This window comes from Halomonas sp. HL-93 (assembly GCF_900086985.1).
Classification (GTDB): domain Bacteria; phylum Pseudomonadota; class Gammaproteobacteria; order Pseudomonadales; family Halomonadaceae; genus Vreelandella.
Window position 1 is genome coordinate 1,344,167 of the sequence record NZ_LT593974.1, and the last position, 14,255, is coordinate 1,358,421.

At 54.4% G+C, this 14,255-nt stretch carries 10 protein-coding genes; 7 read left to right on the forward strand and 3 right to left on the reverse strand.

Going from position 1 to position 14,255, the window contains the following annotated elements; all coding sequences use genetic code 11:
• Positions 1 to 334 precede the first annotated feature (334 nt).
• Together GA0071314_RS06070 and GA0071314_RS06075 are read left to right on the forward strand one after the other, a co-directional pair.
• Positions 335 to 1,252, forward strand: coding sequence for an HAD-IIB family hydrolase (locus GA0071314_RS06070; protein WP_074395816.1), 918 nt, complete (start codon positions 335 to 337; stop codon positions 1,250 to 1,252).
• The gene (locus GA0071314_RS06075; RefSeq protein WP_074395817.1) at positions 1,249 to 2,469 is read left to right on the forward strand and encodes a glycosyl transferase; all 1,221 of its coding nucleotides are present in this window, start codon (positions 1,249 to 1,251) and stop codon (positions 2,467 to 2,469) included. The genes GA0071314_RS06070 and GA0071314_RS06075 overlap by 4 nt, the downstream gene beginning before the upstream one ends.
• Before the next feature lie 77 nt (positions 2,470 to 2,546).
• Here GA0071314_RS06075 and GA0071314_RS06080 read toward each other — a convergent pair whose 3' ends face one another.
• On the reverse strand, positions 2,547 to 4,133 hold the full coding sequence (locus GA0071314_RS06080; protein ID WP_074395818.1) for a methyl-accepting chemotaxis protein: 1,587 nt from the start codon (positions 4,131 to 4,133) through the stop codon (positions 2,547 to 2,549).
• A gap of 234 nt (positions 4,134 to 4,367) precedes the next feature.
• Between GA0071314_RS06080 and GA0071314_RS06085 the strand changes: the two genes are divergently transcribed.
• On the forward strand, positions 4,368 to 6,524 hold the full coding sequence (locus GA0071314_RS06085) for a methyl-accepting chemotaxis protein (protein WP_074395819.1): 2,157 nt from the start codon (positions 4,368 to 4,370) through the stop codon (positions 6,522 to 6,524).
• A gap of 632 nt (positions 6,525 to 7,156) precedes the next feature.
• Here the strand turns inward: GA0071314_RS06085 and GA0071314_RS06095 are convergent.
• Complete coding sequence (locus GA0071314_RS06095; protein ID WP_074395821.1) at positions 7,157 to 8,431, reverse strand: M20/M25/M40 family metallo-hydrolase; 1,275 nt, start codon at positions 8,429 to 8,431, stop codon at positions 7,157 to 7,159.
• Between the two features lie 86 nt (positions 8,432 to 8,517).
• Positions 8,518 to 9,402 (reverse strand): LysR family transcriptional regulator, encoded by an 885-nt coding sequence (locus GA0071314_RS06100; protein ID WP_074395822.1) that lies wholly within the window; start codon positions 9,400 to 9,402, stop codon positions 8,518 to 8,520.
• A gap of 142 nt (positions 9,403 to 9,544) precedes the next feature.
• Here GA0071314_RS06100 and GA0071314_RS06105 point away from each other — a divergent pair, with 142 nt between their 5' ends.
• Genes GA0071314_RS06105 through GA0071314_RS06120 form a run of 4 tightly spaced genes read left to right on the forward strand, consistent with a single transcriptional unit; the run spans position 9,545 to position 14,185 of the window.
• Positions 9,545 to 10,510, forward strand: a complete 966-nt coding sequence (locus GA0071314_RS06105; protein WP_074395823.1) for a TAXI family TRAP transporter solute-binding subunit — start codon at positions 9,545 to 9,547, stop codon at positions 10,508 to 10,510.
• A 21-nt stretch (positions 10,511 to 10,531) separates the two neighbouring features.
• A complete protein-coding gene (locus GA0071314_RS06110; RefSeq protein ID WP_231896521.1) occupies positions 10,532 to 12,442 on the forward strand; it encodes a TRAP transporter permease in 1,911 nt (636 codons plus the stop codon).
• Positions 12,439 to 13,845 carry an acyclic terpene utilization AtuA family protein gene (locus tag GA0071314_RS06115; RefSeq protein WP_074395825.1) on the forward strand — a complete coding sequence of 469 codons (1,407 nt, stop codon included), beginning with the start codon at positions 12,439 to 12,441 and terminating at the stop codon, positions 13,843 to 13,845. The genes GA0071314_RS06110 and GA0071314_RS06115 overlap by 4 nt, the downstream gene beginning before the upstream one ends.
• Positions 13,832 to 14,185: an AtuA-related protein gene (locus tag GA0071314_RS06120; protein ID WP_074395826.1), complete on the forward strand. Its 354-nt coding sequence runs from the start codon at positions 13,832 to 13,834 to the stop codon at positions 14,183 to 14,185. The genes GA0071314_RS06115 and GA0071314_RS06120 overlap by 14 nt, the downstream gene beginning before the upstream one ends.
• The last annotated feature ends 70 nt before the right edge of the window (positions 14,186 to 14,255 follow it).

The following is a 14,255-nucleotide window of genomic DNA, read 5'->3' on the forward strand; positions in this document are numbered from 1 at the left end:
GGTTGCCAGTGAGTACAACTCCAGTATAGCTATTTATAAGGCTCTGCCAAGGGTTGTCTTGGTTTTTTTGTAATTGATTGTAAAACCATGTTGGTGCCTTAAAGGTGCAGTTCTGATGAGTTTGTATCGTGATATTGCACTATAAAAGTGCATGGAGAGTTTGGCGTTACGTCAACTCCCTAGCAGCATCCGCCAGCGCTGCGACTCCTTATATTGATATCAATGCGTTACCAGCATTGGCACGTATCGTGCTAAGCAAGAGATACGCTGTTATCGCCTTCTTTATTTAGTGCGATAACGAGCGACCACCGCTTAGCAGTAGAGAGGCTGTGCCATGCTTGAACACGCCAGCGCTTCAGCGCCCCCCGATAATAGAGCGCATGATATAGGCCCACCTCGCCTTGTGGTGACCGACCTAGATGGCTCCCTGCTTGACCACCACAGCTACGACGCCACCCCTGCAAAGGCATGGCTTGCCCAGTTAAAACAAGCGAAAGTGCCCGTCATCCCCGTTACCAGTAAGACTCGTGCTGAGTTACTTCCCTTGCGTGAGGCCCTGGGGCTAACCGCAACACCCTTTATTGCCGAGAATGGCGCCGTAATCGGTCTTCCTCCTGGCTGGTGCCATGCTCGTCTGGACCGACCAGGAAACGGACGTGACGGGATGGTGATTAAACAGCCCAGCGTTGATATAGGCTTTATTCGCGCCCGACTGCGCGTCTGGCGTAAGCGACTTGGGGTGCGCTTTACCCCCATGAGTGAGTTAACCCTTGACGACCTAATTGGACTGACCGGCCTTGATGCAACACAGGCGAAATTAGCCCGCCAGCGTGAGGGAAGCGAGCCGCTACTTTGGCACGACGACGACACAGCGCTTGAGACATTCCGCTGCGCGCTGGAGGGCGACGGCCTGCAACTTACCCAAGGCGGACGCTTTTGCCACGTCATGGGTAGCGCATCCGATAAGGGTAGCGCGGTCACATGGCTAATTGGACGCTTTCGAGCGCTACGTGGGCGTGACCCTCTTTCGCTTGGTTTGGGTGATGGCCCCAACGACGTATCAATGTTAAACGCCGTTGATCAGGCGGTGGTGATCCGAGGTCGTCATGACTTGGTGGTAGAGCCAAGCAATCCTCATCTTTACCGGACGCAGGCCACTGGCCCCGAGGGCTGGGTTGAAGGGGTGTCCCACTGGTGGGGCGATGCGCTTAGCCCTGCCAATCCGCGTGATGCAAAGGAGGCAAACGCATGAGTGATTTTCATCAAAACGGTGTGATTACCGATTTTCATAACCTGACGCGTCGCCCGGTTGAGGCGTTGGAAAAGGAGTTATGTCAGTTTGCCCGGCGCCGCCCGATGGGGTTGATTCTGCCCTCGTTATTTTCAGAGCTTGAAGGCCCGGCGCTTTCGGCCATTGTCGATGAGCTGGTTAAGGTGCCTTATCTCGGTGAGATCGTGATTGGCCTGGATCGGGCCGACCGTGAGCAGTTTTTATATGCGCGGGAGTTCTTCTCACGCTTGCCTCAGCACACACGTATTTTATGGAACGATGGGCCTCGCTTACGCGCGTTGGATGCAGAGCTGGAACAGCACGGGTTAGGTTCGCTCGAACCAGGGAAAGGCCGCAATGTATGGTATTGCGCAGGCTATATACTGGCCTCTGGTCGTTCATCGGTTGTTGGGCTGCACGACTGCGATATTTTGACTTATGACCGAGGCCTGTTGGCGCGCTTGATGTACCCGGTTGCCCACCCGCGCTTTAACTACAGCTTCTGTAAGGGCTATTACCCGCGCATTGCCGAAGGAAAGCTCAACGGACGCGTCTCGCGCCTGATGGTAACGCCATTATTACGAGCGCTTAAAACCGTATGTGGTCCCTTACCTTACCTCGACTATTTGGATAGCTTCCGCTATCCGCTTTCGGGCGAATTTGCTATGCGCAGCGACGTTTTAGAGGGGATTCGTATTCCAGCGGATTGGGGGCTTGAGATTGGCGTTCTCTCTGAACTTCAGCGAAACTACTCACCGCGCCAGCTTTGCCAAGTCGACATTGCCGATGCCTACGACCATAAGCACCAGCCGGTCAGCGAAGAGAACCCCGATGCCGGACTGAATCGGATGAGCTTGGATATCGCCAAAGCGCTATATCGCAAACTGGCCACCCAGGGGATTACGTTCAGCAGTGAAGATTTCCGCACACTTAAGGCAACCTATTACCGGCTGGCGTTGGACTTGATCGAGGCCTACGATCACGATGCCACCATGAACGGTTTGAGTCTTGATCGTCACAGCGAAGAGCAGGCCGTTGAGTTATTCGCTAGCAATCTGTTGGAAGCAGGTAATTTGTTTCTGGATAACCCCCGCGAACGGCCCTTTATTCCCAGTTGGAACCGCGTACAGGCAGCCGTCCCTGACCTGCTCATGCGCATGCACGAAGCCGTGGAGCTGGATAATCAGGGCGATGTTTAAGTTGCTTTGATTCGGATAGGGGAGGGCTAGCTGGGCGTATCATGGGTGATGCGCCCAGCCAGACTGAAGGTTAGTGATTAACCCTGATGAGAGGAAGGCAGGGCCTGGGTTGAAGAGGCTTGAGATCCGGCAATTTGGAAATGTGCAACCCGCTGGCGTAATTCAAAGCTGAGGTCTGCTAAACGTTGTGTTGCCCCGGTACTTTGTTGTACCAGCCCGGCATTTTGCTGAGTCATTTGATCCATCTGAGTGACAGCTTGGTTGACCTGCTCAATGCCATAGCTTTGTTCCTTGGTAGCCGCTGAGATTTCTTTCACTAACGTATTAAGCTGCTTAATGTTGTCGACGATACCGCTAATCACGCTGCCGGTGTCGCGTACTTGGCGACTTCCTTGCACGACCTGGGCGTCGGAGTTATCAATTAGCGTTTTAATTTCCTGTGCTGCCGCCGCCGAGCGGCTAGCCAATTGGCGGACTTCGCTGGCGACAACGGCAAAGCCACGCCCCTGTTCGCCTGCGCGTGCGGCCTCTACCGAGGCGTTAAGTGCCAATATATTGGTTTGAAATGCAATCGAATCGATTGTGGCGACGATACTGCTCATCTGTGTCGCGCTGTCGTTAATCGTCGACATGGTATCAATCACCGATGTCATCGCCTCGCTACCCTTTTGCGCACTGTCGGTGGTTTTGCTTGCCAACTGGCTTGCATGATCAGCGTGCTCAGCGTTTTGTTTTACCGTAGCCGTTAGCTGTTCCATGCTGGAGGCGGTCTCGGCGAGCGAAGCAGCTTGCTGCTCGGTACGTGTGGATAACTCTTCGTTAACTCCGACGATCTGTTCGACCGAGGTATTCACGTTATCCGCACTGTGGTGAATGCTACCAATGGTTGCTGATAACGTCTCGCGCATGCGGTCAATATCAAACAGCAGGCTTTGCTGGTCGCGGGCGGAAAGGTTTGTCGTGCGCGTTAAGTCGCCATCGGCGATATGACGTACCACGCTTGCGGCATAGCGCGGGTCGCCTCCCAAGCGGCGTGATACATCACGAATCACCCAGCCCATTAATAAGGTGACGGGGACTCCGATGATCAACAAGATGACACCTGAGCGGATCAGGCTCGATACAAAAGCCGTATTAATGTCATCGACATACACACCAGAAGCCAGCGACCATTCCCATTCGGGCAAGTGGCCAACGTAGCTTAGCTTGGGTACCTGCTCGTCACCGCCTAAACGGGTGGAATAGTATCCTACGTGACCGCCTCCTGACTGCGCCATTTCGAGTAGTTCGGCATACAGCAGTAGGCCACTGGAATCCTGGTAGTCGCTCATGTCTGTGCCGGAATCGCGGCTTGGGTGAGAGACGATTTTCAGATCGTTATCGAATGCAAAGATATATTCGCCGTCACCAAAGCGAACGCTGGCCATGTTGTCAATGGCGCGCTCCTGCGCTTCTTCGAGGCTTAACTCGCCTGCTTCTACTTTTGCCTGCAATGCCTCAATTTGGCTATGCACACTTTCAATAACGTATTGCAGGCTATCCCGCCGTTCATTCTCAATGGTTTGCCGATTTTCCCACGAGAGCCAGCCCACCAGTAACAGCATGGCGACCAAGATGATGGCTAACGTACCCCACAGTTTTTGTGTCGTTGTCAAACGTGTCATAAGGCTTTCCGGTAGTGTCGATTGTGTGTTTTTGAATTGATAGAACCAGCCGCTTAGGGTTATCGGCCTGATTGGATAAACCTTAATGATGTGACCGCTCATCTTGTCCTGTTTTTACGATTGGCACATTTTATGCATTTTCTCTAATTGAAATGGCTTAGGCAGGGAACGCCTCAAGCATTAACGGCGTAAGCCTTGATATATAAAAAAATTAGGAAAAATTAGGGGTTCTCCATGCAAGATGCCTATTCCATAGCATCCCAGCCGCTTGAGCTGTCGGATGACGAAGTGCTGATTTCCCGATCGGACTTGGAGGGAAATATTACCTATGCCAACCAAGCGCTTATTGATGTTAGTGGGTATTCGCTTAACGACATGATTGGCGCGCCGCACCGACTGTTTCGCCACCCGGATATGCCTAGCGAAGTGTTCAAAAATTTATGGACAACGCTGGAGCGCGGACGTACGTGGCAGGGAGTGATCAAAAACCGCTGCCAAAACGGACGAGGTTACTGGGTACATACCACTATTGCCCCCTTGCTAGACGGTGAGAGAGTAGTGGGGTACACCTCAATTCGTCGAAAGGCGACCGACGCCGCCATTGCCAAGGCTGAGAAAGTTTATGCGCGAATGCAAACAGGTCGTATGCGAGGCTTTACGCTGCATGATGGTGCAATAAAACGCTCGGGAGTTATCGGATGGGGGCAGCGTTTTAGTTTCCGTAGTATGCAAGCTAAGCTTATCGGGATGGTGTTAGCGGCGGTTGTGTTACTGGTGATAGGTGGTATCGCCGGGGTGTATGGGGTGACCAGCTCTGCAGATCGGTTACGTACGCTCAACCAGACCGGCCTTGAGGGCATCGCGGATTTACAGCGCGTTGAGCAACGCGTTAGCCAGGCGATTCAAGCGTTGGAGCCTGCCGTGAGCAATCCTAGACGGTCGGACTTAGATACGCTGGAAACACAGCTAGCCGATAATCGGCGTGACATTGAAGACGTGTTACAGCGTGTTGACGCCAGCGCGGAGGAAAACGAAGTCGAACAAGCGTTAGTTACTTATCTTACGCAATTTATGGATGCGATCGACACGACCTTCTCGGCAATTCGCGATGCTAACGGGTTTGCCGCATTTGAGGCCTTTAACGATAACGTACAGCCTACCTCTGAACGCATCAGTAGTACTGTCAATCAACTCGTGGCGCAAGAGCGAGAGGCTGCCCAGGCGCTAATGGCAAGCGCTGAACGTCAGCAGAATACGTTGCTGTATACGCAACTTGGCGTATTGCTGCTGGGTATTGTGATTTTGGTTACCTTAAGCACAGCGGTGCTGCGCTCGCTGATTAAATCGTTGAACGAGGCTCGGCGTGTAACCTTTCAAATTGCTGCTGGCAATTTGGCCAATCGCGTAACGCTTAAGCGTAAAGACGAACTCGGCGAGCTTTTGGGGTCGCTTGAAACCATGCGCGCAAGCCTTTCGGGTTTGATTACCGATGTCGGCGCCAAAGTCGAGGTTGTTACCCCCGCTTCCCAGCAGATTTATCAGGAAAATGAGGCGTTGGCCACGCGAACTGAACAGCAGGCATCGTCGCTTCAGCAGACCGCATCCAGTATGGATGAACTGACCGCGACGGTTCAGCAAAACACTGAAAACGCCCGTCAAGCGAACCAACTTGCCACGCAGAATGCTGCCACTAGCCGGGAGACCGGTGAGCGCATGGAGGCACTGGTTTCGCGTATGGAGCGGATCGCCAGCAGTGCCGAGAAAATGACCGATATTATTGGCGTGATCGATGGTATTGCGTTTCAAACCAATATATTAGCGCTTAACGCGTCGGTAGAGGCGGCTCGCGCGGGCGAACAGGGGCGCGGCTTTGCCGTGGTCGCCAATGAGGTGCGCAGTCTGGCCGGGCGAAGCGCAGATGCCGCGGGCGAAATCCGGCGTTTAATTGAGGCCTCTTCTCAAGAAATTAGCGGTGGAACCTCAGCGGTTAAAGACGCAGAACAGGCGATTGAGCGTGTGGTGACACAAGTAATGAAAGTCAGTGATATTATGGCCGAGATCAACACCGCTTCGGATGAGCAAAGTAGCGGTATTGCCCAAATCAATTCGGCCGTGGCCGAGATGGATCACGTAACCCAGCAGAATGCCACGCGGGTGCAGTCGGTTTCCGGTGCGGCGCAACAGCTTACTCGTCAGGCCTTGGAGCTGGCTAACGTGATTGCTGCTTTCCGATTAGAGGGCGCGAATGAGGAAAACACGCAGTCTGCACGCGGCCGCCTGGCAGGCACACAATTGAGTGAGGGGTTGCCGCCGCTGGCGTCATCATCGTTGGCTATGCTCCAGCGAGCTGAGGCTGCTGAGCATGATCAAGATGCTAAGGTAGTGTTTTAACGCAAAAACCCTGAGGCGGCAGGGTGGGCGCCTCAGGGTTGGTGCAATCGCCTAGTTGGGGCTTTGTTTATCAAGCGCCATGTCAGCTGGCGCGTGCGTGCGTTAGCGTATCAAATGCACTTCGCGGTAGAGATTCACTGATTTGGCAATGTAAACAGCGCACGACAGCGCTATGCTTGCCGGTGCCTTCAAGTCGAAAGTGACTTAAAAACGCTGACGTGGGCGACTCAAAATTGCCGCAGTGGCGGCAAATGATGTCGACCCCGCGGACTTTGTAGCTGATGGTGATGTGCTGCACGCTGACCTCCTCCCCGTGGGTATGATCGGTCTAGCCGTGAACCGCTTCTCACTCAACCTGACAGTGGCAAGCGGCAGAATATTAACCATAGGCTATTGCAATGACATCGGTGAGCAAAAATATCATTTTTTTTCGGCTTTCATAGCCTAGGTTAGATAATCGGCTGGTTTTAAAGTGCATGGTGGACATCTAGCGCAACGGAAGCGCAACAGGGAAGACCAAGCAGGACGCTTGATGGACTCATGGAGGCACGAACAGGACGTTCGTGAAGAATGTTCAAGGAAGACCTGATGAAACCCCGGCCAGTGACGGCCGGGGTTTTTTTATGTGCCCGTTAAGAAGCGGCTGGCTTATCGGTAGCCTCGGCCTCGCCGTCAGGCTTCTCGCTGCCCTGGTGGCCAAGTGGCTGGGCTTGATCAAGACGCGGATGATTATCCAGAAATTCGCGCTTAAGATCAGGCAGTTTGTCCAGCGCTTTGAGCGTGTGCGTCAACGCATGAATGGCGGCCAGCACGTCCTGGGTGTTGCCGGTTTCCGAAATCGTATGCATGTTGCGGATCGGAAAGCCGATGGAAGTAGCCGCGCTGTCCACTGAGGCGAGCACCCCGGCCATACCGTCGGTACCCGTATCGACGCCCACCATATCCCGCTGCATGGGAATCTCGTTGGCCTTGGCTGCCTGGGCAATCACACGGTTCAGCTGTTCGCTGGCAATCGAGCCGACGGCCATGGTGAAGCCTTTGCCCATTTCCAGCGGCTGCATGCGCTTCTCGCCAATGCCCGGCGCGGCCACATAGTCATGGTTCACATCCACGCCAATCAGCGCGTCGGGTTTTAGCTCGCCGGCCATCACGCGGCTACCAAAACGGCCGATTTCTTCGTAGCTGGCGATGGCAAATAGCACGCGCACCTGCTCGGTACCGCCGGCCTCGGCGATCAGCTTGGCGACTTCAGCGGCCACAAAACAACCCAGGCCGTTATCCAGGTAGGCGCCGTAGAAGGTGTTGGGGCTGAAGCCAGGGCGGATAGGGCGATCAAAAATAATCGAATCGCCAGGCCGAACACCCAAGTTCAATACCTGCTGCTTCTTGTTCTCGCCGTGGATCTGCAGGTCCAGATAGATCTGTTCCTTCTTGATACCTTTGCTACCGTCGCGCATGGCAGGATCGGAAAAGTGAATGGCGCCCAGCGCTTCCACGGTGCCGCCTTCAATGCAGCGATAGCTGCCCGGGGCGTCCGGATCTTCGCTGAACAGCTTCACTTCATGGCCGATCAGGACGGTCGGCAGGAAGGAGTCGGTATTGATCCAGATCTTGCCGTCATCGCCGATAGAGCGCACCTGCATGCGAATTTTATCCGCATGGCCGATGATCATGACCTTGAACATGTCGTCGCGGCCTGGATGCGTATCGAGCACAACCCCCGCGTTACCGCGGAACTGGTGAAGCTGCCAGTCGCTCGGGGCGAAGCTTTCAAAATAGGGTTTCAGCACGCCGTAGGTCATCGCGCCTTCCAACCCCACGGGGCTGGGGGCTGCCAAGATGTCGCGCATCAGTTTGAACTGCGCGTCGGGCATCGGTTGCGTCCAAGGGGGGGCGCTATCGCTCATAAGGCAATCTCCAGTCAGTGGGTGATAAACGATGCCTAGTTTGCCAGATTCCCACGCGGCGTGTAGAGCAAGTCGGGCGAAATCCCTTATTCGTGTTCATGAATCAGTTGACGTAGGGCGCTGGTTGCGGCGGAAGGAGGGTGGCGGCGGCTCAATACGATTCCCAGCTCACGGCGAATCGTCGGTTCGACCAGCGGGCGGTGCTCAATGCCTTCAGTGGCAATTTGGCGAAAACTGAGTGAGGGCAGCACGCTAATACCTAACCCCGCAGCCACCATGCGGCCAACCGTGGCGATCTGGCGGGCATCACATAAGATATCCAGCCGCGCCCCAATGCTTTGCATAATACGGTCAATATCCTGGCGTGAGCTGGAAAGGCGGTTAATGCCGATAAACGGATAGGCCGCCAATTGGCTCCAGGCAACGGCTGGTTGCGCCAGTAGCGGGTGTCCGTAGGGGCAAACGGCCACATAGTTATCTTCGAGAACGGGTTCAAATGTGAGGTCGTCTGTGTCGCCTGGTGGTACCGAAAGCCCTAAATCTACACGGCCTTCGCGTACCATCTGATTGATCTGCTCGGCTAACACATCGTGCAGGCTAAGATTAATACGTGGATAAGACTCATGAAAACGCTTAATAACCCTTGGGAATAATCCTGCTGCCAGGGTGGGCAAAGCGGCCACTGTCACCTTGCCGCGCTGTTTTGAAAACTGGTCGTTAAGATCCTCAAAGGCTTCGTTCCAATCATTCAATAGCCTCACCGCAACTGGCAGAAACGCTTCCCCTTCAGGGGTTAAGGCGAGTTGCCGGGTGGTTCGCGCAAATAGAGCCCCGCCTACATTCTCTTCTAATTTGCGCAGCGCAATGGAAATTGCCGGTTGGGAAAGATGTACTTGCTCGCTGGCTTCCGCAAGGCTGCGAGAGTGGGCGACGGCAATAAAAACACGAAGCTGCTGGATGCTTGGATTCATTTATAAAGTAAAACATAAATTAAAAACTATTCAATATACAAAATTAAATCAGCAGACCATGCTTGTTTTATCGCATGCACATGCATAGCGATTCCCATTTTTTATAAAAACAATAGCTCGTTTAGCGAGCTTCGGAGACACGATGAAAACGCTACTTACCACGATGGTGGCGAGCGCCGCTTTGCTAGCCGGTTCCGCCGTCCATGCCGATGAGCGTCTGCTGATTGGTTCTACTTCTAGCTCTTCAAGCCACTACAGTTACTTTGTTGCAGTTAATCAGATCATCAATAACCAATTGGATGGGGTGAGTTCTTCGGTGGCAGAAACCGGCGCTACAGTGGATAACCTGCGTCGTTTAGGTCGTGACCAGATCGACATGGGGTTGGTGACTACCAATACCGGGTATCAGGCCTACGCTGGCGAAGGGGACTTTGAAGGCCGCCCGGTCGATAATCGCCTGCTGTGGGTGTACACCGTGGCACCACAGAATGCCGTGATGCGTCAGGATGCAGAGGTGGAAACGTTCGCTGACTTAGACGGCGTCCGTTTTAATCCCGGGATCACGGGGTCAGCTACTGAGAAAACTACCGAAGCAGTGATGCGCACGCTAGGTATTGAGCCGGATTACGTGCGGGGTTCCACAACCGATATTGTCGACGCCATGAAGGATGATCGGGTCAAAGGTTCAGTAAAATCAGGTGTGGGTGAAAAACTGGACGGCTCTACTATGGATATCGCCACCTTTACCCCCATCAGCGTATTGTCCCTTAACGAGGACGAAGCACAAACATTACGTAGCGAGATGCCTGATATAGCCATCGTCGACGTGCCAGAGGGTGCCGGTGAGGATATTCCTGCCTATACCACATGGGCTTTTGGCGTCGCTGTGCATGCAGACCCAGATATGGATGAAGAGACGGCTTATCAAATCGTTAAAGCGGTGATGGAAAACCCTGAGCCTCAAGTCAATGCTTTCTCGGCAATGCGTGATGTGGATATGGCGGAGATGACCCTAGAGGTTGGCACCGTCCCGCTACACCCCGGTGCTGCTCGCTATTTTGAAGAGCAGGGGCATGACATCCCCGATTCCTTACAGCCTGAACAGTAAGGCTAACCGGAGGCAATGATCATGCGCGAGACAGTCACCAAAGGCCTGGCGCTTTTGTTAGGTGGACTAATTCTTTATACCTCCGCCACTGGACCGTTTGAAAGCTTGATTCAGCGGAGTATCTTTCTCGCGCTGGTTATCCTGCTGGGGCTTGCGGTTTACCCATTAGGTGAAGGCAAACGCTGGCGCCCGCTTGGCGTTGCTATCGATATCGTATTGGCCATTGGTGTTGTGCTGGCCTGTGGCTATGTGACGCTGAATTACGAACAAATTCTGGTTGAGCTACCCTGGGCCACGCCCCGGGATATGTTACTTACCGGCATACTTCTGGTGGCTATTTTAGAGCTTTCCCGGCGCGCCATAGGGGGTATCTTTCCCCTACTGGTCTTGTTGGGACTGGCCTACGCATGGTTGGGCGCTGTCATTCCCGGTCCACTGGGCCACCGAGGCTTTGACCCTTATTACATGACTGAGACCATCTTCCTCGGCGATTTAGGCGTATGGGGCATGCTAGTGGGTGTCGCCGCGACGACGATTGCAGCTTTTGTGCTGTTCGGTTGTTTGCTGCTGCATACCGGGGGAGGCAAGACCTTTATGGACCTGGCGCTGCGCATTAGTGGTCGTTCGCCGGGTGGTGCTGCCAAAGTAGCCACCGTAGCCTCTGGTCTATTTGGGATGGTGAGCGGTAGCGCGGTGGCCAATGTGGCCACCACGGGTAACTTCACGATACCCATGATGAAGCGTTTGAACTATCCCCGGCCATTCGCGGCCGGGGTGGAAGCCGTGGCTTCTACTGGCGGTCAAATCGCGCCGCCGATTTTAGGCGCGGCGGCGTTTATTATGGCGGAAATTCTAGGCGAAAGTTATCTGCGTATTGCGCTAGCGGCTTTACTGCCAGCGATTCTTTTCTATCTTGGCGTCTTCGCCACTATTCACCTGGTCGCCAAGCGCCGCCAGCTCCAAGTAGTGCCTGATGATGAGTTGCCTGCTTGGTCTGAGGTGATACGCCCAGAGCGCATTATTCCCATTTTGGCCGCGCTGGGTGGGCTTTTCTACGGCGTGCTCAGCGGCCGTTCGATTCAGATGTCAGCGTTCTACGGCATCTTAATGACCGTGCTGACGTTTGTGCCTTTTGCGCTAATAGCCAAGATGCCGCTGCGCGAAATTGTCGGCAAGTTAGTAGCAGGCTTGGTGGATGCAGGCAAAGGCATGGTGATTATCGGCGTGCTGCTGGCTGGCGCGCAGATTCTGGTCGCGATGATCGGTATGACCGGTATCGGCGTTACGCTGGCGAGCCTTATTGTGACGGTGGGAGGAGAGTCGCTGTTCCTGGTAGCCCTGATCGTCGGCGGTGTGTGTCTGATTTTAGGCATGGGGATTCCCACCACGGCAGCGTATGTGCTGGTGGCGTCCGTATTAGCCCCTGCGCTCACAGAGATTGGGGTTGAGCCACTGATTGCCCATCTATTCGTATTCTACTTCGCTACGCTCTCGGTGATTACGCCTCCCGTTTGCATTGCGGTCTTTGTGGCCTCAGGTATTGCCGACACTAATTGGCTACCAGCGGCTATTGAATCGGTACGCCTAGCAGCAGCTATCTATGTGATTCCTTTCTTGCTGCTGATTTACCCAGCGCTGGCAGGGTTTGGCTCTGGTTGGGAGATTGCGCTAGCCAGTTGTCAGGGTGTGGTGTTTGTGATTGCGTTTGCCGCCCTCATGTCCCGGGTGGCCATGACGGGTAAACGGTTGGTTGATGTCGTAGCGCTGGTAGCCGTCATTGGCCTTGCGCTCACACCTGGCTGGCTTTCTACGTTCGCTGCGCTTGCGTTAATCGTGGGTCTTTTCATTCGTCGGCGTGCACTGCTGGATAATGAGCCTGCGCCTGTCTCCAGTGACCGTCACATTCTTCAGGCCAAGGAGACGCACCTATGAGTTTTTTATTAGGCAGCGGCGCAGGCTTTTCTGGTGATCGTACCGATGCTGCCGTCGCGGTAGTTGCCGAATTAATCAAGCGCCAGCAACCCTCCGCCTTAGTGTTTGAAACCTTGGGTGAACGTACGCTAGCGGCGGCTCATCGAGCCATGCGCGACGATCCGGAAAGCGGTTTTGAGCCGCTACTAGATGAACTGCTGGCGCCGGTGCTACGCGACTGCCTGGATCACAAGATTAAAATTCTAGGCAACTTTGGCGCGGCGAACCCTAGCGGCGCTTGTCAGGTGATTACTGATTTGGCCATTCAGCTTGGCCGGGGTGATATTCGTATTGCTCAGGTACATGGTGACGATATTCGTCAGCAGCTTCATGCGCTGGATTTACAGCGCTGGGAAGCTGAGCGCCTTGATATACCCGGTGATGACGCCTTGATTTCAGCTAACGTTTATCTAGGCGCAAAGGCCTTGGCCGATGCATTAGCCATGCAAGCGGATGTGGTGGTTACCGGGCGGGTTGCTGATCCTGCGCTGTTTTTAGCTCCCTTAATGCATCACTTTGATTGGCGTTGGGACGATTGGGATCGCTTGGCCTGCGGCATGATGGCGGGCCACTTAGCCGAGTGTGGCGCACAGGTGAGCGGCGGCTATTTTGCCGATCCAGGCTTTAAAGACGTGGAAGGGCTCGCCACGGTGGGCTATCCGATTATCGAAGTAGAGCAGGATGGCAGCTTGATTATTACTAAGCCTAGTGGTTCAGGTGGCTGCGTCACTGATCGAACGGTGAAAGAACAACTTCTCTATGAGGTTCACGACCCCGCTAATTATCTGACACCGGATGTCACGGTGGATCTCTCCCAGGTTGAGGTTTGCCAACTGGGGGAAAACCGTGTTGCGGTAACGGGCATTCGTGGCAAGCCAGCCCCTGAGCGGCTGAAGACAACGGTGTGCTACGAAGGCGGCTGGCAGGGGGAGGCGGAGATTTCCTATGCAGGTCCAAACGCGCTAGCGCGAGCGCAGCTTGCCGCGCAGGTGCTTCGGGAGCGGTTGGTGTTTCGTGCGCCTGCTGAACTGCGTACTCGCCTGGATATTATTGGACTCGCTAGCGTATTTGATAGCGACAGCGGTGAACTGCAACGTAGCGCATTGCCTTCCACGAGCGGTGATTACCGGTTGCGACTAGCGGCTGAACATGGCGAACGGCGCTGGGTGGCGCGTGCGACTCAAGAGTTATTGGCGCTTTACTGCGCCGGACCTGCGGGCGGTGGTGGCGTGCGGCGCCAGTTTCAGCGCCGAGTATTTACCGCTTCCTATTTAGTCAAGCGTAGCGATATTCATGCCCATGCCAGCATATTTGAAACAAATGTAATAGGTACTACTGGGAGCGACCGCTATGTTGCAAGCTGAATACTCCCAAGCCAAGGGGCACTCGCAATCCTCGGTCACTCTGCACCAACTTGCCCACGCCCGAGCAGGGGACAAGGGGGAACGCCTTAATGTGGCGCTGTTTGCCTATGACCCAGATCACTATACCGCCTTACTGGAGCAAGTGACAGAGGAGCGAGTACTAGCTCTGTTTGCCCACCGTGGTGCCAGTCGGGTACGACGTTACCTCTTGCCTAGCTTGGCTGGCATGAACTTTGTCATTGATGACGTGCTGCAGGGCGGTGTCAACGGCGCGCTTAATTTAGATGGGCACGGCAAAACGCTGTCATTTTTGCTGCTGAGCCTGGAGGTTACTCTCTAGTTCAACCTATCACACACCCTCGACCTAGGTGGCCATGACGTGCTGCCCAGAACGCCGTACTATGTTCTTT